The sequence below is a fragment of the Nocardiopsis aegyptia genome (assembly GCF_013410755.1).
GTDB classification, from domain to species: domain Bacteria; phylum Actinomycetota; class Actinomycetes; order Streptosporangiales; family Streptosporangiaceae; genus Nocardiopsis; species Nocardiopsis aegyptia.
On sequence record NZ_JACCFS010000001.1, the window covers coordinates 473231 to 493889 of the forward strand.

The 20659-nt window shown below is 72.4% G+C and carries 19 protein-coding genes, 3 pseudogenes and 1 riboswitch; of the genes and pseudogenes, 3 read left to right on the plus strand and 19 right to left on the minus strand.

Translation table 11 applies throughout. The annotated features are described in order from the left end of the window. Positions 1 to 227: 227 nt before the first annotated feature. From HNR10_RS02210 to HNR10_RS30985, 3 genes are all read right to left on the minus strand, one after another. Entirely contained in the window at positions 228 to 1097 is an 870-nt protein-coding gene (locus HNR10_RS02210) for a glycosyltransferase (RefSeq protein WP_218897589.1), read from the minus strand. Between the two features lie 415 nt (positions 1098 to 1512). Further along, positions 1513 to 2361 (minus strand): SDR family NAD(P)-dependent oxidoreductase, encoded by an 849-nt coding sequence (locus HNR10_RS02215; RefSeq protein WP_179820460.1) that lies wholly within the window; start codon positions 2359 to 2361, stop codon positions 1513 to 1515. Positions 2362 to 2503: 142 nt separating this feature from the next. Continuing rightward, positions 2504 to 3178, minus strand: a complete 675-nt coding sequence (locus HNR10_RS30985; protein ID WP_246406012.1) for a fumarylacetoacetate hydrolase family protein — start codon at positions 3176 to 3178, stop codon at positions 2504 to 2506. Here HNR10_RS30985 and HNR10_RS32115 point away from each other — a divergent pair. After that, a pseudogene (locus HNR10_RS32115) lies at positions 3153 to 3251 on the plus strand (LysR family transcriptional regulator); the annotation flags it as partial. The gene HNR10_RS30985 and the pseudogene HNR10_RS32115 sit on opposite strands and share 26 nt — an antisense overlap. 336 nt (positions 3252 to 3587) lie before the next feature. Here the strand turns inward: HNR10_RS32115 and HNR10_RS32120 are convergent. The 9 genes and pseudogenes from HNR10_RS32120 to HNR10_RS32235 form a co-directional block, all read right to left on the minus strand. Then, positions 3588 to 3809: pseudogene (locus HNR10_RS32120) on the minus strand (FAD-dependent oxidoreductase); the annotation flags it as partial. A 115-nt stretch (positions 3810 to 3924) separates the two neighbouring features. Beyond that, positions 3925 to 4656: a GntR family transcriptional regulator gene (locus HNR10_RS02230; RefSeq protein ID WP_179820462.1), complete on the minus strand. Its 732-nt coding sequence runs from the start codon at positions 4654 to 4656 to the stop codon at positions 3925 to 3927. A gap of 68 nt (positions 4657 to 4724) precedes the next feature. Next, a complete protein-coding gene (locus HNR10_RS02235) occupies positions 4725 to 6119 on the minus strand; it encodes an MFS transporter (RefSeq protein ID WP_179820464.1) in 1395 nt (464 codons plus the stop codon). A 22-nt stretch (positions 6120 to 6141) separates the two neighbouring features. Continuing rightward, positions 6142 to 6813, minus strand: coding sequence for an RraA family protein (locus HNR10_RS02240; protein WP_179820466.1), 672 nt, complete (start codon positions 6811 to 6813; stop codon positions 6142 to 6144). Positions 6814 to 6875: 62 nt separating this feature from the next. Then, positions 6876 to 7217 carry a DUF4387 domain-containing protein gene (locus HNR10_RS02245; RefSeq protein ID WP_179820467.1) on the minus strand — a complete coding sequence of 114 codons (342 nt, stop codon included), beginning with the start codon at positions 7215 to 7217 and terminating at the stop codon, positions 6876 to 6878. Beyond that, positions 7210 to 8613, minus strand: coding sequence for an acyclic terpene utilization AtuA family protein (locus tag HNR10_RS02250; protein ID WP_179820469.1), 1404 nt, complete (start codon positions 8611 to 8613; stop codon positions 7210 to 7212). The genes HNR10_RS02245 and HNR10_RS02250 overlap by 8 nt, the downstream gene beginning before the upstream one ends. A 136-nt stretch (positions 8614 to 8749) precedes the next feature. Next, positions 8750 to 10045, minus strand: coding sequence for an MFS transporter (locus HNR10_RS02255; RefSeq protein WP_179820471.1), 1296 nt, complete (start codon positions 10043 to 10045; stop codon positions 8750 to 8752). A gap of 632 nt (positions 10046 to 10677) precedes the next feature. Beyond that, positions 10678 to 11229: a hypothetical protein gene (locus HNR10_RS02260; RefSeq protein ID WP_179820473.1), complete on the minus strand. Its 552-nt coding sequence runs from the start codon at positions 11227 to 11229 to the stop codon at positions 10678 to 10680. A gap of 303 nt (positions 11230 to 11532) precedes the next feature. Further along, positions 11533 to 11844 (minus strand): annotated as a pseudogene (locus tag HNR10_RS32235) (variant leucine-rich repeat-containing protein); the annotation flags it as partial. Between the two features lie 675 nt (positions 11845 to 12519). Here HNR10_RS32235 and HNR10_RS02265 point away from each other — a divergent pair. Beyond that, on the plus strand, positions 12520 to 13743 hold the full coding sequence (locus HNR10_RS02265; RefSeq protein WP_179820474.1) for an acyltransferase family protein: 1224 nt from the start codon (positions 12520 to 12522) through the stop codon (positions 13741 to 13743). 10 nt (positions 13744 to 13753) lie between these two features. On the opposite strand, the gene HNR10_RS02270 is transcribed toward HNR10_RS02265, so the two are convergent. From HNR10_RS02270 to HNR10_RS02280, 3 genes are read right to left on the minus strand one after another with little or no spacing between them, the layout of a single operon-like run. After that, entirely contained in the window at positions 13754 to 14239 is a 486-nt protein-coding gene (locus HNR10_RS02270; RefSeq protein ID WP_179820476.1) for a hypothetical protein, read from the minus strand. After that, positions 14236 to 15693, minus strand: coding sequence for a sensor histidine kinase (locus HNR10_RS02275; protein ID WP_179820477.1), 1458 nt, complete (start codon positions 15691 to 15693; stop codon positions 14236 to 14238). The genes HNR10_RS02270 and HNR10_RS02275 overlap by 4 nt, the downstream gene beginning before the upstream one ends. Continuing rightward, positions 15690 to 16364 carry a response regulator transcription factor gene (locus HNR10_RS02280; protein ID WP_179820478.1) on the minus strand — a complete coding sequence of 225 codons (675 nt, stop codon included), beginning with the start codon at positions 16362 to 16364 and terminating at the stop codon, positions 15690 to 15692. Before HNR10_RS02280 ends, HNR10_RS02275 begins: the two co-directional genes overlap by 4 nt. A 112-nt stretch (positions 16365 to 16476) precedes the next feature. Between HNR10_RS02280 and HNR10_RS02285 the strand changes: the two genes are divergently transcribed. Then, complete coding sequence (locus tag HNR10_RS02285; RefSeq protein WP_179820479.1) at positions 16477 to 17280, plus strand: SGNH/GDSL hydrolase family protein; 804 nt, start codon at positions 16477 to 16479, stop codon at positions 17278 to 17280. Between the two features lie 22 nt (positions 17281 to 17302). Here the strand turns inward: HNR10_RS02285 and HNR10_RS02290 are convergent, their stop codons facing one another. Genes HNR10_RS02290 through HNR10_RS02305 form a run of 4 tightly spaced genes read right to left on the minus strand, consistent with a single transcriptional unit; the run spans position 17303 to position 20396 of the window. Next, positions 17303 to 18274 carry an energy-coupling factor ABC transporter ATP-binding protein gene (locus tag HNR10_RS02290; RefSeq protein WP_179820480.1) on the minus strand — a complete coding sequence of 324 codons (972 nt, stop codon included), beginning with the start codon at positions 18272 to 18274 and terminating at the stop codon, positions 17303 to 17305. A gap of 35 nt (positions 18275 to 18309) precedes the next feature. After that, on the minus strand, positions 18310 to 19050 hold the full coding sequence (cbiQ, locus tag HNR10_RS02295) for a cobalt ECF transporter T component CbiQ (RefSeq protein WP_179820481.1): 741 nt from the start codon (positions 19048 to 19050) through the stop codon (positions 18310 to 18312). 6 nt (positions 19051 to 19056) lie between these two features. Continuing rightward, on the minus strand, positions 19057 to 19593 hold the full coding sequence (locus HNR10_RS30995; RefSeq protein ID WP_179820482.1) for an energy-coupling factor ABC transporter substrate-binding protein: 537 nt from the start codon (positions 19591 to 19593) through the stop codon (positions 19057 to 19059). After that, on the minus strand, positions 19590 to 20396 hold the full coding sequence (locus tag HNR10_RS02305) for an energy-coupling factor ABC transporter permease (protein WP_179820483.1): 807 nt from the start codon (positions 20394 to 20396) through the stop codon (positions 19590 to 19592). The genes HNR10_RS30995 and HNR10_RS02305 overlap by 4 nt, the downstream gene beginning before the upstream one ends. A gap of 30 nt (positions 20397 to 20426) precedes the next feature. Then, positions 20427 to 20651, minus strand: a riboswitch (cobalamin riboswitch). Between the last annotated feature and the right edge of the window lie 8 nt (positions 20652 to 20659).

The following is a 20659-nucleotide window of genomic DNA, read 5'->3' on the forward strand; positions in this document are numbered from 1 at the left end:
AGGACCTTGATAACAAGGCCAGGGCACCACCTTCCCCAGCAGCTCACTGGCCTGGCGGTGGATCGCCGGTCCGATGCCCTCCTTCAAGGGTCACGTGGTCCCCAGGATCAAGAAACCCGACTCCGAAGAACACAGGACACACCCATCATTGTTGAGGACCGTGTCCAAGTGTGAAAACCAGTCCTCTCGGAAGCCGGAGATCCCGTCCGTTTCAGAGGACGTGTCCGCTACACCCCTTGGGAAAGCCCGAGGTCGTCCTCGGCCTTCCGCGTGGCTGAGGAAGGGGCCAGGGACGACACCGAACGCAGCCCCCAGAACACCCCCTGGAGCAGGTGCCGCGGGGCCCTGAGGGTCCAGTGATCGATGCCGTGGCTCTCGTACGTGGCGTTGAAGCGACGCGTGTACGCCCGGAAGGACGAAGGCGAGGACTCCAACCGGCGTGCGGAGACGCCCGCTCGCATCCGGGGCACGTAGGCGACCCGGATGCTGGTCTGTTTGAGGTGCACCGCCAGGTCGATGTCCTCGTGCAGCACGTCGTCGTGGTCCAGGCAGGCCGAACCCTCGATCGCTCGCCACGCCCGGGCCCGGATGGCCATGTTGCTGCCGTAGACGAACGGGCAGCGGCGCTTGCCCAGATGCCAGAACGTGCGCCGCACGAGGTCGTCGGACACAGGGGAGGAACCGAACACGGGCACGTCGTAGTAGGTGACCGGGCCGGTGACGGCTCCGACGGCCGGATCTCCCATCGCCCTGGACACGTTCTCGACCCAGTCCGGAGCGATGACGGAGTCCGCGTCGATGCGCCCGATGACGTCGCCCTTCGCCGCCGCGAATCCGGCGTTCCGTGTGGGGACGAGCCCTTGGGCGTCGAACTGTCGCAGGATCCTGACCCCGGCGTCGGGGCGGGACTCCGCCAGTCTCCGGACGACCGCCGCCGTGCCGTCGGTCGAACGGTTGTCGACCACGATGATCTCCCGAGGGGCCTGCGTCTGCCGGAGTGCGGCGAGCAGACACCGCTCGATGGTGTCCTCCTCGTTGAACGCCGGGATGACCAGTGACACCGTCGGCGGGGGCGTCACCTGCCGAGTCGACCTCACGCGCCCTCTTCTCGGGATTTCGATGCCGGCCACGGCCTTCCTCTCCTCTGTCCGCCGGTCGGGGGCGCCGCGGACACGTCGCCCCAGCCCGGACACCACCCCGCTCGGCCACGGTGTTCCGTCGGCACCGCAGCGCGCTCGAAGGGCCCCGGGCACTTCACGGCGAGGTGAGCGGTCAACTCGTTCCATGGAAACCCCGGTGTGTCCGGCGTCGCCGGATCGGTTCCCGGGCTCCGAGACCATGTGACATCAGGCAGGGCAACGGACGAGGCGGTCTCCGTGACCGGGAGGCGAACACCCGGCGACCTGGCGGGCGATCGGCTCAGGGCGGCCTGGAGGACGGAGTCCGTGAAGGCGCGCACGAGGCCATCGAACCACCCCCGCACCGAGCACATGAAGGACACGAGCCCTCCATTCAAAGGGTCCTACCCTGGGACGTTGAGAATTCCTTCCCAGCCTTGGTACCCCCGTCGACCAGGATGTCGACCCCGGTCAGATATCCGGGTGCTTCGCTTGCGCAGAAGGCGAGAACAGCCGCGATCTCCTCGGGCTTGCCGAATCGTTTGATCGCCGCCGACTTCACCAGTTCACCGGCGCCGTGGTTCTCCTCCAGGCGACCCATGTCAGTATCGAAGCTCCCAGGAGAGACAGAGACGACCCGCGCTCCCCGCTCGCCGAACTCGGCCGCGAGGAAACGGCTGTACCAGTGGACGAAGTTCTTGCTGATCGCGTAGGCCAGTCCGGGTTTCAGTTTTGGTCCGACGACCCTCGCGCGCGTGACGATCGCCTTCTCGAAGTCGTCGGGACGATGCTCGGCGAGGCGGAAAGCACGGCGCGGGATGAGGAGCTTGGGGATGCTATGTCCGGCGGTCGAGGCCACATTGACCAGGGCGTCGCCGTCCGCGGACCGCGCGAGGAAGGCTCTCGCGATATTGACGGTGCCGGTCGCGTTGATGCGGGCAATACGTTCGGCTGTACCCATGTGCGGACTGACTCCAGCGGAGTGGACTACTGCGCGAACGTGACGTCCTTCGGACTCCGCGCGCTGAAACAGGTGCTCGACGGACGCCTTGTCGGTGATGTCGCACACCACGCCGATTGCTTCAATTCCGACCATGGCCAACTCGCCCACCGCGTCATCGAGGCGCGACCGGTCGAGGTCTGCCAGCACGATTCGGTGGTCGTCGCCCATGAGCCCTGCCGTTGCCAGCCCCATCCCGCCGGTCCCGCCGGTGATGATCGCCGTGGGGTGTGCAGTCGACATACGTGACTCTCTTCGTTGAGGTCGGAGTTTCGGGGAAATCGTCTCGAATTCGAGTTTAGGCGCGACGGTGGGCTATCCAGTGTCCAGGGGACTCGGCAAGTCGCATGAGGGCCGGATGAATGGCAAGCCCCAGCCACGAGGTTCAGGGGCCGGATCCGTGTGTCTCGCCGTGACCGAGGAGCTCGGTGAAGCGGTCTTCGGCCTCGTCGATCTCGCGCAGGTGTTTGCGGATCGAGCCGGGGGTGGACTCGCCCACGACCTTCTGCATCAGCGGGGTGCTCTCCAGGACCGCGTCCCGGATCGGTTGGAGGGCGGCCGGCGCATGGTGGAAGAGCCGCCCGAGGTTGGAGGCCTGCCGGGACTGCCGAACGGTGTGGCTTGCGGGGGCTTCGAAGGCATCGGGTGCTCGGCGGACGGCGGCGTCGTCGCTCAGGTCCACCCCTGCCAGACGGCGGCCGATGACGCCCGCACCGGCGACCACGGTGTTGGCGACGGTGCCGATCCCCTCGACCGTGAGCGTGACGGTGTCGCCGGGCTTGAGCGGTGGCGGGTCCTGCCGGCCGCGCACACCCCAGAGCTCGGCGAGGCAGCCGCCGTTGCCGCAGGTGCCGGAGCCGAGCACGTCGCCGGGTCGTACGTACGTGCCTCTGGAGGCGTACGCGGTCATCTCCTCGAAGGTCCAACTCATGTTGGACAGCAAGTCCGTGCCGACGACCTCGCCGTTGATCTCGGCGGTCAGCGCCAGGCGCAGGAATCCGTCGCCGTCGCGGTACGGCTCCAGTTCGTCGGCGGTGACGAGCCTCCTGGAGGAGCGCAACGTCACCAACGCCGGCCGACGCATCGGGCTCAGCCAGCCCGCCATGAGCGCCGCCCTGGCCCGGCTGCGCCGTCACTTCAACGACGACCTGCTCTCCCGGAAGGGCGGGCACTACGAACTGACCGCCCTCGGCCTGGCCCTCTTCGACCGCACCGCGACCGCCTGCGACCTGTTGGAGCGGGTCTTCGGCAGCCAGACCGACTTCGACCCCGCCCGCGAGGAGCACGAGTTCACTCTGGTCTCCTCCGACTACGCGGTGGCCGTCTTCGGTGCCGAACTGGTCGGTCCACAGGTAGGGCACGGGAGTGTAGGGCTCACCCTGGCCGAGGATGTCGGCGGCCACCGCGACCGCCTGTTCGGTGGCGTTGGTCCGGTTCTCCAGCCGCAGCGGCGTGCCGAGTCCCCGGTGGTCCCAGCGGGCGATGTCGCCGACCGCGTAGACCCCCTCCGCGGCACGGCAGTGCGCGTCGCACACCACCCCGTCGTCCACGGTGAGCCCACTGCCGGCCAGCCGCTCCGTCACCGGGGCGGCACCGACCGCCACGACGACCACGTCGGCGGGGACCGCTGACATGCCGCCACCGGGACGATGCCGTCTGCGCTCGCGCCGACGCCGCGTCACGGAACGCATCCCGGGCGGGCTCGAAGGTGGTCAGGCCCCCACCGGGGTCTTGGACCCGGCCTGGGAGCCCCGGGGCAGGGTCGTCAGGATCGCTCGCCCCGGGGCCGGTCGGGCGAGGACGGCCCTACTCCGTGTCGGGGTCGCCGTTCGGGGTCGGTCGGCGGCCGACGAGTCCGGCGCGGGCGTCCTCCATGACGATCCGCTCGGCCGACTCCGCGTCGCGGTCGCGCAGCGCGCGGACGAGCATCCGGTGGTAGCTGTAGCGGTCCAGCGCGGACCGGTCGCCGGCGGAGATGTGCTCGCGGAGGCGGGCGCGCCGCTCGGCCTGGGAGAACACGCGCGTCTGCTCCAGGAGCCCCACCAGGACCGGGTTGTGGGCGCAGGAGTTCACCGTGTCGTTGAACTCCTGCATGGTGTCGAAGAGGCTGCTCAGGTGCCGGTCGATGGGCCGGTTCTCGCTGTTGCGCTGCTGGATGACGATGAGGAGGTCGTCGGCCTCGTCCAGGATGGCGTCGAGGCGGTCGATCTGGACGTCGGTGGCGTGGCGGGCGGCGAAGCGGGCGACCAGGCCGCGGAGGGCGACCTCGACCTCGGCCAGTTCCTGGACCGCGGAGTCCTCCATGGCGGCGACGACGACCGTGCGGGGGCCGGTGCGGTCGAGGAGGCGTTCGGTCTCCAACCTGCGGATCGCCTCGCGTACGGGGGTCGGGCTCACCGACAGCCGTTCGGCGAGCCCGCGCTCGGTGATCTTCTCGCCGGGTTTGAGCTCTCCGGCCCTGATGGCGTCGTGCACCGCCCGGTACGTGCGTTCGGCGAGCGTCTCGGTCGTCATGGTGCGCAACTGCCTGCCGTTCATGGCTCGACGATACCCGACAGCATAGCCGCATGCGCTTCCTGCCAGTCTTGCGATAGCAACGCTCGGGGTCACTCTCGCGGAGGGCGGGACAGGCGCCGGAGCGCGGGGTCGAGGGCGGCCAGCAGCAGTGCCGCGCCGGCGAGCGCGGCGATGATCCAGCCGATGGCGTGCAGGCCGCCGTCGTCGGGCACCGGGCCGAAGACCGGACCGATGATGCCCGACGCCGCGATCGCCGCGACCTGGACGGCCGTGCGCGACAGGCCCGCGACCGATCCCATCCGCCCCTCGGGCGCCTGCCCGTACACCGCGACCTGGTTGGACACCGCCGTCAGCCCCTGCGGGGGACCGAAGAGCCCGATGACGGCCAGCAGGACCCACACCGGCGCGGCGGCGGTGGTCACGGTCAGCAGCAGACCGCCCGTGACCAGGACGGACGCCGCGACGACCAGTGGGAGCCGGACACCGCGGCTGCGGGAGGCGAGCCCCGCGGCCGTACCCGCGAGGACGACCGCGGGCAGTTGCATCCATCCCGCCGCGTCGGCGGTGTACCCGGCGGCGGACTGCAGCCAGGGCGTGATCCCGTAGATGACGAGGTACGTGCACAGGTACACCAGGAAGTGCCGCGCGTAGGTGCGCACGAGCGCCGGATGGGCGGCGAGCATCCGCACGTCCACGAACGGCCGGGGATGACGCCACTCCCAGAGGAGGAGGGCCGTCGTCCCGGCCACGGCGACGAGGAGGAGCCAGAACCGGTCCGGTCGCGGATCGAGGGTGAACACGAGCGCGGCCCCGATCCCGACCGCGAACAGGACGAGGCCGGGCACGTCGGGCAGGCGCGGCCGTCGATCCCGCTCGTCGGAGCCCGCCGGCGGGACGTGGGTCCGGTCGGAGGGCAGTCCCAGCAGCGCGGCCGCCATCGCGACCGCCGCGTAGGGGGCGTTGACGACGAAGATCGCCTGCCAGCCTAAGCCCTCCACGAGGACGCCGCCCAGGACCGGGCCGACCGCGGCGCTGACCAGGCCCGAGACGGAGACCCCCGCGAACAGCCCGCGGGGCGCTTCCCGCCCCGACCGCGCGGATCGGTTCCGGATCGCCGCCATCACCGCCGGATAGGCCGCCGACGTGCCGATCCCGATGGCGACGCGCGAGGCGAGCGCCCCGGCGAAGGTCGGGAACGCCAGCGGGACCAGCCCGGCGAGTCCCGCCAGGGCCATGCCCGCGACGTAGAGCCGCCGGGGACCGTACCGGTCGACCAGGCCGCCCATGGCCGGCTGGGCGACCGCGCTGGCGAGGTAGAGCCCGGCCACCAGCAGGATCACGTCCGACGGGGACGTACCGGTCGCCCGCGCGATCGGCACGAGCGCGACCGCGATCATGGTCGTGTTGACGGAGTTCAGCGCCGGTCCGAGGAGGACGGGCACGGCGAAGCGCGGGCCGAAGCCGTCCGCGGGAGAGGGGCTCATGTGCGTGCCGGCCGCGGTCGGTTCAGTGCCGCACGCGTCTGAGGGCCAGGAGCCCTTCGTGCGTGAAGTCCGCGGACCGCGCCCACGTCACGATCTCCTGTTCCTCCGCCCGGATCCGCTCGGCGAGGCCGGGCAGGTCGCCGGCGGCGCCGGGCGGGATCCGGAGGACGCCGTGCCCGTCACCGTGCAGCAGGTCGCCCGGCGCGACGTCGAGGCCCGCGACCCGGACGGGCACCCCGACAGCGGTCAGCCGCATGTGGGCGCGGGCGACGCACAGCCCGGCCGCGTGCACGGCGTAGCCCATGTCCCGCAGGTCCGGTTCGTCCCGCACGCGCCCGTTGGTCACGAACCCGGCGATGCCCAGGGCCGACAGCAGGGCGCCGTTGACCTCGCCGAGGAACGCCCCGGCGCCGGGGACCTCGTCGAGGTCCTGGACGACCACGACGACCGGGCCCTGCACCGCGAGGATCGCGCGGTGCAGGTCCGCCACGGGCACGGCGTCGTCGCCCGGCTCGCGGGCCCGCATGGTCGCCGTGACGGCGGTGCCCAGCAGCGATCCGCCGGTGACGCGGTGGATCGACCCGTCCGTGTACGCCTGCCCGTCGGCACCGGCCTCTGTGCGGCGCAGGGCGTTGCTGAGCGCGGGTGTGTCCCATCGGGCGAGCGCCGCGAGGTCGGTGGCGGGGAGTCGCATGGTCGTTTCCTCGGGTCCGTAGGTGTGGGGCGCCGGTGCCTCGGCGCGGTGGTGTGCGGCCGTCACCCGTCCGCCCCGTTCCGGGCGCCGGCGGCGGTCGGGGTCAGCGCCGCGAGCGGGACGTGGTGCTGGCCCGAGTGGACGTCGCGGTCCCGGAACCCTCCCTGCGGGACGACCCTCGGGAAGGAGATCTTGACGACGTTCAGCGCGGGGATGCGGAAGAAGCGGATCTGGTCCACGGGCGCGCCGTACAGCCGCGCGATCACGTCCTCGTTGAGGAGGTCCTCGTCCGCGGCCACCGCGTAGCCGGCCTCGTCGCGCATGAACAGTTCCAGGGTGGTCCAGAACGGGCCGGCGTTCTTGGAGCGCACCTCCAGGGCGAGGTCGCCCAGCGTCTCAGACATCGGCGGTGGCCTTTCGGTACTCGGTGCGGAACGGGGCGGTGGGGTCGTCGGTGTCCACGACGTGGTTGAGCACGAACTCGTAGGCGGCGCCGCGCTCGGTCTCCGCGGGCGAGAACGGGAAGGCCGTGCTCGGCAGGTAGTCCATGTCCGCGGTCGGCAGATGCAGCATCAAAGGGTTGGCGACCTTGGCGATCGCGGTGGCGGTGGCCTGGTCGCCCGCGTGGACCAGCAGCATCACGCCGACCTCGCGGGCGGGAACGGTGGCCGGGTCGCGGTCCTGGAGGACGGCGTTGTGGCCGTAGAGCCGGATGTCGACGGCGTACTCGTCCGGCTCCAGGCGCAGGGTCCGGCTCACCCACTCGCCGAGGATCCGGTGCAGCAGGGCCGCCCAGTCCTCGATGTTCGCCACGATGTGCGGGTCGCGGATCGCGGTGAACGACATCGTCTCGTAGCCGCTGATCCGTGCGCCCTCCAGCTTGACCGTGTACTGCGGCGCGGGTTCGAACCTGGAGCCCTCCACGCGCACGACCCGGTCGTCGAGGGCCCGGTAGGTCGCCTCGGTGACGTCGATCGTGCCCGCCGGCTCGCGCATGCGGAACGGGTCGGCGGTCTCGTAGAGCATGTGCGCCGCCACCGAGGTGGGGGTGCAGGCCGTGGCCGGGTCGAGCGGTTCGATGGTGAAGCCGCCGTGGTCGATGGTGGCGAGCACCCCGCCGGCGCGCGGATCGGTCGTGCACTGGCCGCCGCACTCGACGATCTTCGCCGCGTGCCAGCTGGGGCCGGCGGGCATGCCCCGCATCAGCGGGACGGCGGCGGCGACCGCGGTGTCGGTGGCGCGTCCGGCCAGGACGACGTCGGCCCCGCCGCGCAGCGCGGCCTCGATGGGCTCGTGCCCCATCATCGCGACGATGTGGGTGCAGCTCTCCAGGGTGGCGGCTTCGAGGGCACCGGCCGGCGGCAGGGCGTGGACCGCTCCGGCGCGCAGGTCCGCCACCAGCGAGGACGCCCGCTGCTCGCTGTAGATCGTGGCGACGGTCAGCTCCAGGCCTTCGGCGGCCAGGACGCCGCGGGTGATGTCGGCGACCCAGTCGACACCGGCGTCGGTGCCGCTCGTGCCGCAGGAGCCGACGATGAGCGGGATGCGGGCGTCGGCGGCGGCTCTGAGCAGGATGCGCAGGTCGTGCTCGACCTGGGCGCGGGCCGTCTTGGGTGTGGCCGATCCGAGGTAGTAGGGGCCCGAGTCGGTCGAGCCGCCGTCGACCGCGATGGCGTCGGCGCCCAGGGCGATGCCGCGCTCGATGGTGTGGGGTGGGAACCCGGCTCCGAGCATGCCGGACGGAACGAGGATTCGCACCGCGGTGTCGTTCACCTGGTACTCCTTTGGTCGTACACGCATGGGGTGGTCTGTTCGGGGCGGCCACGGCGCTGCCGCCCGCCCCGCGGTCGTCAGGGGCCTGTGGTGGGGCTGACGATGGGGCCTGTGGTGAGGGTGGTGGTACTGCCGGTGGTGACGGGAGCCGTGGCGGCGGTGGTCACAGCGCCCGTGCCGTCCCGGCCCGGCGCTGCAGCGCCAGCACGCGCAGCACCACGAGGACGGCGAGGGCGGCGAGCAGCGCGGCGTCGGCCAGCATGAAGCGCCATCCGGTGACCTCCACCATCGCGCCCACCAGGGCCGGGCCGATGAAGCCGCCGCCCATCCAGCCGACCGTGTAGAGGCCGGTGTAGGTGCCGAACGCGCGGGCCGACGGCGCCAGGTTCCACAGGATCACCGCGCCGTTGACCAGGAAGCCCGCGGCGCCGATCGCGCCGACGCACAGGGCGACGACGGCCGCGGCCGGGGCGTCGCCCAGCGCGCCGAGTGTGAGGGAGAGGGCGAACAGGCCCATGCCCAGGGCCATCACCCGCAGTCGGCCGATGCGCTCGGAGAGCAGCGCCACGGGGAACGCGGCCAGGATGAAGGCCACGCCGCTGGGCAGGGTGAGGCCGCCGGCGCTTCCGCGTGAGAGTCCCAGCGCCTCCATGCCGTAGGGCGTGACGAGGGATCGCGACGCGGCCCACGCGCAACCGAACAGCAGGATGGCCACGAGGACGAGCAGGCGTTCCCGGCTCCGGTCGCGGACGATGTCGGTGAGCAGTTCGCGCACGGTCATGGGCGGTGCGCCGGAGTCCTGGCCGGCGGCCGTGGCGGCGGCGATGGACGCGTCCTCGGCGGCGACCTCCCGGTAGGCGGGCGAGGTGTTGTCCCGCACCTTGAGCACCAGCACCACCGCCGACACCAGCATCAGCAGGGCGGGCACGGAGAAGGCCAGCACCGGGAAGGAGTCGACGAGGAAGAGGCTGATCAGCGCCGACACGACGATGGTCAGGCTGCTGGCCGCCTTCACGGCGGCGTTGGCCCTGCTGCGCCGCTCCGGGCGGATGAAGTCCGGCAGCAGCGACTCAGCGATCGGTTTGAAGCTGTTGCACACCAGGGCGTAGCAGAACATCAGGGCGACCAGCGCGGGCAGTGACGAGGCCAGTGGGATCACGGCGAACAGCAGTGCGGCGACGGGCATGCCGACGGCCAGGTAGGGGATCCGCCGGCCCCACCGGGTGCGCGTGTTGTCCGACCGGTTGCCGATCCAGGGCTGGATGAAGATGCCCAGCAGGTTGTCCATGCCCATCAGCGCGCCGATGAGCGCGGCACTGGTGACGTACTCGCCCAGCAGCGGCGGCACCTGCGCGTCGTAGAAGTTCCACGTCGACTCCTGCGCGAAGACCGCGAGGACGACGAAGAAGGTGATCCTGCGCCCCGACACCCGGTCGGCGTCGGAATCCAATGCCGTCATCAGCGACCTTCCTCTCCTGCGGTCGCCTGTCTGTGACGCCGCTCACGCGTACGCTAGTTTGCTATAGCAAAACTGTCAAAGGTCGCTTAGTGATTTTGCCATCGCGAGTGTCCGGTCGGTCTCACGTAGTCGTCCCGCTGCACGTGCCGTCGGCGGAGAGGGTCGAGCAGGTCGAAGGCGCGCATGGAGAAGCAGCTGACCTGCGTCGATGAAAGCAGAGCGGTCAATCACCCCGGGAGCCGGCGGTGCTCGGAACCGGGGCGCGCGTCGGTCGCGGCGCAGCGGCATGTGCCGGCCGCGGCGTCGAAGCGTCGGCATCGGGCACGCAGACATCGGCCCCAGCCGCGACCGAAGGGCCGCCGGACGCAGGTGCGGATCCGGAGACGGTGGTGTGGATGTCGATCCGGGAGGGGCCGGAGCGCGAGACGGCCCGGAGGGAGGCCGGGGGCGAGAGGGGGCCGTTGAGCGAGGGGGGGGAGGGCGGGCCGGGGCCTCCGCGACCATCACGGACGGACGTCCGTGACCAAAGGCCGCGCCCCTGCCGGCTCGGGCGGAGGCGACCGCCCCGCGCCCGTGGCCGGAGGGAGTCCCACGCGGGGCGCGCCCGTAGGACCCGCCCCGCGTGGGACTTCTCAGTACTGCTGAGCCGTGAGGCCCTTCTGGGGCAGGAAGGTGATGATCGCCGAGACGATCAGGCCGAGGCCCATGAGGCCCAGGAAGATCGCACCGGCGCCGACGGAGCCGTAGCGCTCGCCGTTGATGGCGGCCGCGGTCCCGAAACCGTTGAGCATGCCGACGAGGCCGACGAGGATGGCGAGGACGCCCGCGGTGATGAGCGCCCACTTCCGGCCGGTCACGAGCGAGGCCACGGAAAAGCCGATGACCAGTAGGAACGCGATGAGCATGACCGCTCCTTCACCGGGGGGCGCGTCCTCGGAGAAGTAGTTGATGCTCCTGGAACGGCCCATGTACGAGGCCGAGGCGAGCGGCATGAACAGCGAGATGATCCCGATGAACGCGAGCACGGGAAGCGCGAACCGGGACCAGATCGTCCAGTGCACGGCGCCCGGCGCCTGGCCCGACCTCTGGCTCACCGTCTGGGCCGCGCCCATCGCGGCGGGCGCCACGGTGTTGGCGAAGTAGGTCTTCGCTCCGTTCGCCAGCTCCTTGGCTCCCGAGGCCACCTGCTGCCCGGCCGGCGGGTGTTGCTGCCCGGGCTGCGGGTGCGGCGGCCCGGGTTGCGGTGGTCCGGGCCGCTGCGGGTGCTGCGGCCCGAGCTGCGGTGGTCCTCCGACCTGGTGCGGCCCCGGAGGCTGCATCCCGGCCTGCGGCTGCGCCACTCCCGGCTGCCCGTTGTGCGGCTGCGACCCGGGCGGCTGGGGTCCTGCCGGGGGCTGGCTTCCTGGCGTGGGCTGCGGTCCTGCCGGAGGCTGCATCGCCGCAGGCGATGGCGGGGGGAGAGCGCCCGCAGGCATGTTCTGCCGAATGTAGGTGGCGAGTCCGCCATCGCAATTCGGATGATCATGGATCAGCCGCCACAGGTCCGGGCGGACGGCGGCCATCTGCCGCAACGTCGTTGGGTCGATACGCGGGTCGGCCAGTTCCTGAGCGGAATAACTGGCGGGCTCGCGCTGCCCGGGGGCGTTCATGTGTTCTCCGTGGGTTGGTGAGCGGCAGTGGGGGTCCGGAGGCACTTTACGGTGTCCGGGGCGCCGGGATCCGGGCCGCTGGACCTCACCTCGGTCGACCACACGCCGCGCGGATCCGACCTCGGTGTGTCGTGGCAGGTCATCGGGCATGGAGCGCCGGCCGCCGTTGACCCGTGCGCTCCGTGACCGACTTCGGCCACCACGTCACTCTCGTCGACCCCGCCACCCGCACCGTCGATGCGCTCGCTCCGGCCGATGAACGCGGATCTGGGAAAACTCCCCCTGCAAAGAACGGAAACCTGTAGTGGTGGACATAGACATGCCTGACTCCGGCTGCTACATTTCCTGTCGTAGCCGCAGAGATTCACGGCTGGACCACCGGGAGGCTCCGGTGGAGAGAAGGACGGCTCGACGGTGTGCACGTGCGTCAGGACACCGGGGAGCCGGTAGGTCCGCAGTCGAAGCAGGACACGAAGTGAGATCGAGAGGAGTAGATGCCATCAGGATCGCCCGGGCACGGAAGGTTCCGCTCGGGTACCGCGGGGCCCTGATTCGAAAGCAGGTGGTCCACGGTCACACAACCGCGATCCCCGCGATCCCGTCCCAGCTCGTCCCCGGGAAGCGGAAGACCGGCCTCGGCCGGTAGGTGGTATTGAACTCTCGGGCCCCGGCGCCACGCGCCGGGGCCCTCGGCGTGCCCGCGGAAGCGGAACGGGCACGGAGTCCCCCGCCCCGCCCCTCCCCCGGGCCCGCGATCTGTTTCTGCGACGGAACGGGGACATGGCGGGGACGGCGCCCGGACGCGGCCCCGGAAGGCTCGGGGCCATGCGAACAGACCCATCGACCACCGCCGGCGCCTCGTCCCCGACCCGCGGCCGGCACCTGTCCGCCCTGGACGGACTGCGGGGCCTCGCGATCATCGGCGTCCTGCTCTTCCACACCGGACACCTGGACGGCGGATTCCTCGGCGTCGACCTGTTCTTCGTCCTGTCCGGGTTCCTGATCACCGGCCTGCTCATCCGCGAGATCGAGACGACCGGCCGGGTCTCCCTCATCGCCTTCTGGGGGCGCCGACTGCGCCGACTGCTCCCCGCGCTGGCGCTGATGCTCGTCGCCGTCACCCTGCTGGTGCGGGCTACGGGTCCTGCCGCGCTGGTGCGCAGCACGCTCGCGGACGGGCCGTGGGTCCAGGCCAACCTGGTCAACTGGCACCTGCTCGCCCAGTCGGCCGGGTACTGGGACCGGTTCGGGGGCGACCGGGTGTTCGGGCACCTGTGGAGCATCGCGGTGGAGGAGCAGTTCTACCTTCTCTGGCCGCTTCTCCTGGCCCTGGCCGCACTGCGCGGCACGAGGACGGGCACCCCGGTCACGGTGCTCGCCACCGCCCTCGCGGCCGCTTCCCTGCTGGCGACGGCCCTCCTCCTCGACCCCGCCGATCCGACGCGCGTCTACACCGGGACCGACACACGGGCCTTCTCCCTGCTGTTGGGCGCCCTGGCCGCCACCCCCGCGGTGCGACAGTGGACGGCCCGCTTCGCGGAGCGCGCGACCGGGGCCGCGACGGCGGCGACCGCGGGTGCGGCGGCCGTGATCGCCGCGCTGTGGCTCCTCGCCGACGGGACGACCTCCCCCTGGCTGTACCCGGGCGGCCTGTTCGCCCACGCCCTGGCCTGCGCGGTCCTCATCGTCCTGACCGCGCACGGTCCCCGGGGGCCGGTGGCGCGGGTCCTGTCCTGGGAGCCCCTGCGGTGGACGGGGCTGATCTCCTACAGCCTCTACCTGTGGCACTGGCCGGTCATCGTGCTGCTCTCCCCGGAGGCGACCGGCCTGACGGGGTGGTGGTGGACGGGTGCGGTCGTCGCGGTGTCGGTCGCACTGGCCGCGGCCTCGACCTTCCTGGTCGAGAACCCGATCCGGTTCCGCGCGGGCTGGGCCACGGGGCGCCGGGGCGCCACCGCCTTCGCCGCGGTCATGGTCGTCCTCGCCGTGTTGTGGACCGCCGTCCCCGTACCGCCGCCGCCCTCCGTGGATGTCGGCGCCCTGGACTGACTCCCGGGGCTCAGTCGAGCACCGGGCAGCTGCGGACCTCGTCCGACTCGGGGGTGGGCAGGGTCAGCCGGACCCGCACCCCGGTGTCGGGCGAACCACCCGACTGCACGTACGTCGCCAGGGCGGTGCACACGATCTGGTCGATACCCGCGGGGCTGACCTCGTCGGCGGAGAGCGGCGTCATCAGTTCGATCACGTCCTCCTTCACGGTCACCGTCATGCGCTGGGTGCCGCTGGACTCGATCCCCGTACGCAGGCCCGAGCCGCCCGGGCCCGCCAGCAGGAGGGACATCGCCTCGGGGATCGTGCCCAGTCGCCCGGTGTCCCGGAGCTGGGGCCGGAGGTCGCCCTGCCCATCGATGAAGTACAGCGTCACCCCCGGTGCCACGCCGGTGGGAGCCGGGCCGCCGCCGACCACCTCCGAGGTAGCACTCCCGCATCCCATGGCCCCCATGGCCAGCAGGAGCACCGGCACCACGGCCCACACGCGCCTCACGACTCCTCCTCCTGATCGGGCAGTACGAGGTCGAACCGCGCGCCGGACCGCGTCCCGGGCCCGGTGTTGGACCCGGTGTCGGCCGCGGTGAGGTCGCCCCCGTGCAGACGGGCGTTCTCCCGCGCGATCCCCAGGCCCAGGCCACTGCCCGGCGTACGGGTCCGCGACCGGTCCGCCTTGTAGAAGCGGTCGAACACGTGCGGGAGCACCTCCGCGCCCAGGCCCGGACCGGCGTCGGTGACGGTGACGCGCACGCCGCCGGGGAGCGCCCGCACCGCCACGCGCACCGGCGGCGCCCCGTGCCGCAGCGCGTTGCCGACCAGGTTGGCGACGATGAGGTCCAGCCTGCGGCGGTCCAGGCGCAGCACGACCCGCTCCGGCGCCTCCAGCTCGACGCGGTCCTCCCACCCCCGCAGCCGGAGGCAGGTCCGGACCGTGTCGACCACGTCCACCTCCTCGACGTGCAGTCGCGCGGTTCCGGCGTCGAAGCGGGACACCTCCATCAGGTCCTCCACGAGCCTGATCAGGCGGTGGGTCTCGCTGATCGCCATCTGCGCGGACTCACGGGCGTCGCCGTGCATGCCGTCGGTCGAGGACTCCAGCACCTCCACGACCGCCGCCAGCGTGCTCAGGGGCGTGCGCAGCTCGTGGGAGACGTCCGCGACGAACCTGCGGGCGTCGGCCCGCATCCGTTCCTTCGTCGCCATGGACTCCTGGAGCGAGGCCGCCATCTCGTTGACGGCGACGGTCAGCTCGGCGAGTTCGTCGGCGCCCTGGGGTTCCGACCGGGCGTCGAGGTCGCCCGAGGCCAGCCGTCCGGCCGTGTCGCGCAGGTCGCGGACGGGCTGCAGGACCCCGCGCGCGGCCAGCAGTGCCAGGAGCACCGACAGGGGCAGGGCCGCCGCGGCCGTGGTCCCCGCGGCCAGCGCGAGTCCGTCGATCGTGTTCTCCACGCCGGCGAGGTCGCGCAGGGCGTACACCTCGACGCCGGACGCGGACCGTGTCCCGTCGACGGCGGTGAGCATGACCGGCGTCCCCACCAGGAGCCAGGACCGGCCGTCCAGCGTGATCCGCTGGGCGGACACCTCGTCCTCGTGCCGCACTGCGGCCCGGATCTCGTCGGTGACCAGGCCGGCGTCGAACGCACCGGCCGAGGCCGATTCCTCGAAGGTGACCCTGGCCCGGCCCCCGACCGCCTGCTCCAGGCGGTCGAGCGCCTCCTGGTCCGGCGGGTAGGTCACGTGCGGTGCGGTGGCGGCGACCTGCGCGGCGACGGTCTCGGTGATCCGCTGCTGGTGGGAGGTGACCAGCGCCGCACTCGCCGCGTTGGCGCTCGCCCAGGCGGACGCGGCGGCGCCCAGGACCGTGACCAGGACGAACGCCGTCAGCAGCCGGGCGCGGAGCCCGCGCGGGCGGGGCCATCGGGAGGGGCGGGGCCACCGGGGGGCCGTCACACCGGCCCGAACCGGTAGCCGAATCCCCGCACCGTCTGGACGTACCGGGGAGCCGTGGCGGAGGGCTCGATCTTGGCCCGCAGCCGCTGCACGCAGTTGTCGACCAGGCGCGAGTCGCCGAGGTAGTCGTGCTCCCACACCTCCTCCAGCAGTCGTCGGCGGCTGAACACCCGGCCCGGGGAGCGGGACAGGACCAGCAGGAGGCGCAGTTCGGTGGGGGTCAGCGAGACCGGCTCACCGCGCAGGGAGACGGTCAGGGCGGTGGTGTCGACGCACAGGTCCCCGTGGACGCGGGCGCCGCCGGCCTCGGGCGAGCTGCGGCGCAGCACCGCACGCACGCGTGCGTCGAGCACGGTGGGCTGCGCGGGCTTGACCACGTAGTCGTCCGCGCCCGCCGCCAGCCCGCCGACGATGTCGAAGTCGTCGCCGAGCGCGGTCAGGATGATCACCGGTGTGCCGCCGACGGCCCTGATGCGGCGGCACACCTCGAGTCCGCCCATGCCGGGCAGCATCACGTCGAGCACGACCAGGTCCGACGGGGCGGTCCGAAGGAGCGCCAGGCCCTCCTCTCCCGTGTCGGCCGTGCGCATGTCGTGCCCGTGCCTGGACAGGGCGAGTTCGAGTCCCCGCCGCACCATCGGGTCGTCTTCGATCAGCAGAAGTCGTGCCACCCCGCCAGTATCGGCCACGACACCACGATGAGCCGTGGTCCCCGGCCGACCGGGACACGACTGCGACACGGCGGCGGACCGGCCGGGACACGGGCACGCGAGCGTGGACGCCATGAACAACGCACTGCGCACACTCGTCACCGCCGGATCCCTGGTCCTGCTGACCACCGCCTGTTCGGGTACCCCAGCGGACAGCTCCGCTCCCGCCGATGCCACCGACCCCGCCGGTTCGTCCGGCTCCAGCGGTTCCAGCGGCTCCGATCCTTCGACCGCGCCGATGTCCAGCGTTCTCCTCATCGGCGACTCCATCGCGGTGGGCCAGTCGCTGCCGCTGGCGGCCTCGTTCGGGGAGAGCACGGTCGACTTCGAGTCGATCGCCGCCGAGGGCGGCGGGAACGTCGTCGGACCGTTCTCCGAGGAACAGTGGGAGACCCTTCCCGACCAGATCGGGTCCGCGTCCCCCGACGTGGTGCTCTACCAGATCACCACCTACGACTGGGGGACGCGGGAGGAGCAGGCACAGGGGTACGAGCGGCTCGTGGACACCGTGACGGACGCGGGAGCCGAACTGGTCTTCGTCACGGCTCCGCCGATCCGCCCCGACGACTTCTACGAGCCGCACATGAACGACCTCGAACGCGCACCGCAGGTCGCACGGGAGGTCGCCCAGGACTCGGGAGGCAGCGCCACAGTGCTCGACGCGGCCGAGGTGTGGGGCCCGGAGTACTCCCAGGAACGGGAGGGCATGGCCGACCGCAACCCCGACGGCATCCACACCTGCCCCCAGGGTGCCGCGCGGTTCACCCGCTGGCTGCTCGACGAACTCGCCGAGCTCTACCCGGGCTTCACCCCGCCCGCGCCCGAGACGTGGGCGGAAGGGGACTGGGCGGCCGACGACCACTTCTCCGCCTGTTGAGGTGAGATCGGCGGCGCGCCGGTCAGGTGCCCAGGAGCCGGGCCAGCTCCTCGGACGAGGCGGGGTCGGCGGCATCGGCCGGCAGCAGGCCGTGCGCACGCAGGACCCGGCCCACCAGGGGACCCCAGGCCGGACGGAGCCGGGCCCGGGCCAGCAGGTCGGAGTCGCCCAGGACCTCTCCGGCCGGGCCCGAAGCCAGCACGGTCCGGTCGAGCACGAGCGCGTGTTCCGCCCAGCCGTGCACCAGGTCCACGTCGTGCGTGGACACGATGAGTGTGGTGCCCCGCGCCCGCAACGCGTCCAGGGTCGCCACGAGTTCGGCCACGCCGGCCGGGTCCAATCCGGCCGTGGGTTCGTCCAGGACGAGCACATCGGGGAGCATCGCCATCGCCCCGGCCAGCACCACCCGCTTGCGCTGACCGTAGGAGAGCAGGTGGGTGGGACGGTCCGCGAGCGCGGTGATGCCGAGAGCGCCCAGCGCCCAGTCCACCCGTGCGCGCACGTGATCGGCGGGCAGGTCCAGGTTGAGCGGGCCGAAGGAGACGTCCTGGCCGACGGTGGCGGAGAAGAGCTGGTCATCGGGATCCTGGAAGACCATCTGGACCCGGCGCCGCAGCCGGTCGCGGGCGCGTCGGCCGCGCGCGACCGGTGCTCCGTCCAGCAGCACCGAACCCCGGGTGGGCGCCAGGCTGCCGGCCAGCAGCCGCAACAGCGTGGTCTTGCCGCCCCCGTTGGGGCCCAGCACCGCCAGCAGGCCGCCGCGGCCGACCCCCACGTCCACTCCGGTCAGCGCGGGGCCGGTGCCCTCGTACTCGTAGTGCAGGCCGGTGCCGGCCAGGACGAGCGGGGCGGGTTCGGCTGGTGGAGCGGGCGGAGTGGGCGGAGCCGGTTCGGTAGGCGGATCGGTCGGGGTGGGTGGGGCGCCGGACCCGGGCGGGGCGTGCTCCGTCGAGGTCGCGGCGGGCCGGTCCGGCCCCGGCGGTCGGGCGCGCATGCGTGTCTCCAAGGGGTCGGCGGCGGGGTCCGTGCTCACAGCAGGACCGCCTGGGTGAGGGAGAGGGCGGCGATCAGCAGGGCCGGAGCGGCGGCCGCGGCCAGCTCCACCAGCCGCACCGGCTGCTCGTCGGTCTGGACGGTGAGCCGGCCGGTGTATCCACGACAGGCCAGGCCCTCCTGGAGCCGCCGTGCCCGGTCGAGGGAGCGGACCAGCAGCACCCCGCCCAGCGCGCCCGCCGATCGGATCCCCGACCGACGCGAGTGGTAGCCGAGCCGCCCCGCCTGGCCGGACGTGACGCGCTGGGCGGTCTGCATCAGCACCATCAGCATCTGATAGGTGAGGGCGACCACCTCGACCAGGGCGGTGGGCAGCCGGGAGCGGGCCAACCGGGCCAGCAGGTCGGCCATGGGCGTGGTCAGGACGAACAGCAGCTGGGTGCCGAGAGCCGCGGACGCCCGCGCCACCACGGTGGCGGCCCGCTCCGCGCCGCCGTCGGCCCAGCCCAGATCCCCCGAACCGCCCACCGCGAGCAGGAGAGGGGCCGCGCTGGTGGCGATGAGCACCAGCGGCGCCGTCGCCACGCGGGCCAGCAGACCGAAGGGGACGCGGGCCGCGGCCGCCGCGGCCAGGGTGGCCGCGCCCACCAGCGCGGCGCCCGGCCACGGCGGCAGGAGCAGGGCGCAGGCCAGCAGCCCGCCGCACAGGACCCCCTTCACGGCGGGGTGGTACCGCCGCCACCGGCTCCGGTAGGCGGCGGTGTCGATCGGTGTCACGCGGGGTCAGCGTTCAGCGGTGTCGCCGTGCGGTGGTGGTTCGGCGGGTTCGGGCCGGGGTTCGGCGTCGGGCGCGGGGCGGAGGCCCGTTCCAGGCCCGTGTCGAGGGCCGGGCTCGGGTTCGGTCGCGGGTCGGGTGTTGGACCCAGACTCGGAGCGGGCGCCGGGCTCGGCGGCGGTCGCCGGGGCAGCCGCCGACGCGGTCGCCGCCACGGTGACACCGGACGCCGCCTCGTTCCGGTACCTCGACCGCGTACGCATCACCCCCAGGACGTAGCCGACGACCCCGGCTCCGATCGCGGCCTGCAAGGCGAACAGGCCTGACTCGACCTCTCCCGAGGGCAGCTCGACCACGGGCGACAGCCACGGCTCGTAGTCCGGATGCAGTTCGGTCACCAGGCCCTCGGCCTCGCCGTCCGCGCCGGCGAACGGTTCCTCCAGGTGGTCGGCGGCGCCGGTCATCAGCGGCAGGACCGCGAGCACGGCCACGGCGCCCAGCAGCGCCCAGGTCACCCACGCGCGGGGCTTGGTCGGGTCGCTCATGCGCTCGTCCCCTCGTCCTGGGCCTCGGCGGTGGTCGCGGGCGCGGACGTGGTCCGTGCCGCGGTTCCATCCCCGGGATCGGGCTCGGACGGGGACGAGGGCTGGTGCGGGGTCGACGCGGTGGCCGGGGACAGAAGCCCGAGCCGGACGAGGTCGCCACGGCTGACCGAGGTGAGGATGCGGATCACCGCCACGGTGATCAGGCCCTCGATGACCGCGATCGGGATCTGGGTGAGGGAGAAGATGGCCGCGTACTTGACGAACGCGCCCAGGATTCCGCTCTCCGGGTCCGGGTGCGCCAGGGCGAGCTGGAAGCTGGTGACGGTGTAGGTGCCCAGGCTGGCCGAGAAGGCCGCGGCGAACACCGACACCGACATCGACAGCCCTTCGGACAGACGGGCGGTCACCGATCGCAGGAGTCTGAAGGCTCCGTAGGCCACCCAGGGGCCGACCACGGCGAGCGAGAAGGCGTTGGCTCCGAGCGTGGACAGCCCGCCGTGTGCGAGCAGCAGCGCCTGGAAGAGCAGGGTGACAGTGCCCAGGACCGCCATCACCGGTGGTCGGAAGAGCACCGCGCCCAGGCCGACCCCCACCGGGTGCGAGCTGGTGCCGGTCGCGGAGGGGATCTTCAGGGCCGAGAGGACGAAGCAGAACGCGCCCGCGGCGCCGAGCAGCAGTTTCGCGTCGGGATCGGCACGCACCTCGCGGGTGAGGGAGCGCACGCCGTGGACGATGAACGGGGCCGCGGCCGCGGTCCAGGCGGCGGCGTGCAGCGGAGGCAGCAAGCCTTCGGGTATGTGCATTGTCGGGGACCCATCTCCAGCACCTCGTGGACGGTCGTCAGCGCCGTGGCCGGTCTCCTGGCTGCAGGGTCGTCGCCCCCGTGTCCGCCTTCCCAGGTCCGCACCCGGAAGGGGTGCTTTCCCAGTGGCGTGTGGCCGTGTGCCGCCGAACGGATTCCGGCGGTACACGGGACGCGAGGGCTTCCCGTGCACAGTGGCGAGGGCCGCGCCGGATTCTCACCGGACTTCCCGAACACCACGGCACCCCGAAGGTAGGCCCTGGA

Excerpts from the sequence above, each read along its gene's own strand:
- HNR10_RS02255 (WP_179820471.1), bottom strand. The coding sequence starts at position 10,045 with ATGACGGCATTGGATTCCGACGCCGACCGGGTGTCGGGGCGCAGGATC.
- HNR10_RS02215 (WP_179820460.1), bottom strand. The coding sequence starts at position 2,361 with ATGTCGACTGCACACCCCACGGCGATCATCACCGGCGGGACCGGCGGG.
- HNR10_RS30995 (WP_179820482.1), bottom strand. The coding sequence starts at position 19,593 with ATGAGCGACCCGACCAAGCCCCGCGCGTGGGTGACCTGGGCGCTGCTG.
- HNR10_RS02245 (WP_179820467.1), bottom strand. The coding sequence starts at position 7,217 with ATGTCTGAGACGCTGGGCGACCTCGCCCTGGAGGTGCGCTCCAAGAAC.
- HNR10_RS02250 (WP_179820469.1), bottom strand. The coding sequence starts at position 8,613 with ATGCGTGTACGACCAAAGGAGTACCAGGTGAACGACACCGCGGTGCGA.
- HNR10_RS02235 (WP_179820464.1), bottom strand. The coding sequence starts at position 6,119 with ATGAGCCCCTCTCCCGCGGACGGCTTCGGCCCGCGCTTCGCCGTGCCC.
- HNR10_RS02290 (WP_179820480.1), bottom strand. The coding sequence starts at position 18,274 with ATGCGCGCCCGACCGCCGGGGCCGGACCGGCCCGCCGCGACCTCGACG.
- HNR10_RS02265 (WP_179820474.1), top strand. The coding sequence starts at position 12,520 with ATGCGAACAGACCCATCGACCACCGCCGGCGCCTCGTCCCCGACCCGC.
- HNR10_RS02230 (WP_179820462.1), bottom strand. The coding sequence starts at position 4,656 with ATGAACGGCAGGCAGTTGCGCACCATGACGACCGAGACGCTCGCCGAA.
- HNR10_RS02305 (WP_179820483.1), bottom strand. The coding sequence starts at position 20,396 with ATGCACATACCCGAAGGCTTGCTGCCTCCGCTGCACGCCGCCGCCTGG.
- HNR10_RS02240 (WP_179820466.1), bottom strand. The coding sequence starts at position 6,813 with ATGCGACTCCCCGCCACCGACCTCGCGGCGCTCGCCCGATGGGACACA.
- HNR10_RS02285 (WP_179820479.1), top strand. The coding sequence starts at position 16,477 with ATGAACAACGCACTGCGCACACTCGTCACCGCCGGATCCCTGGTCCTG.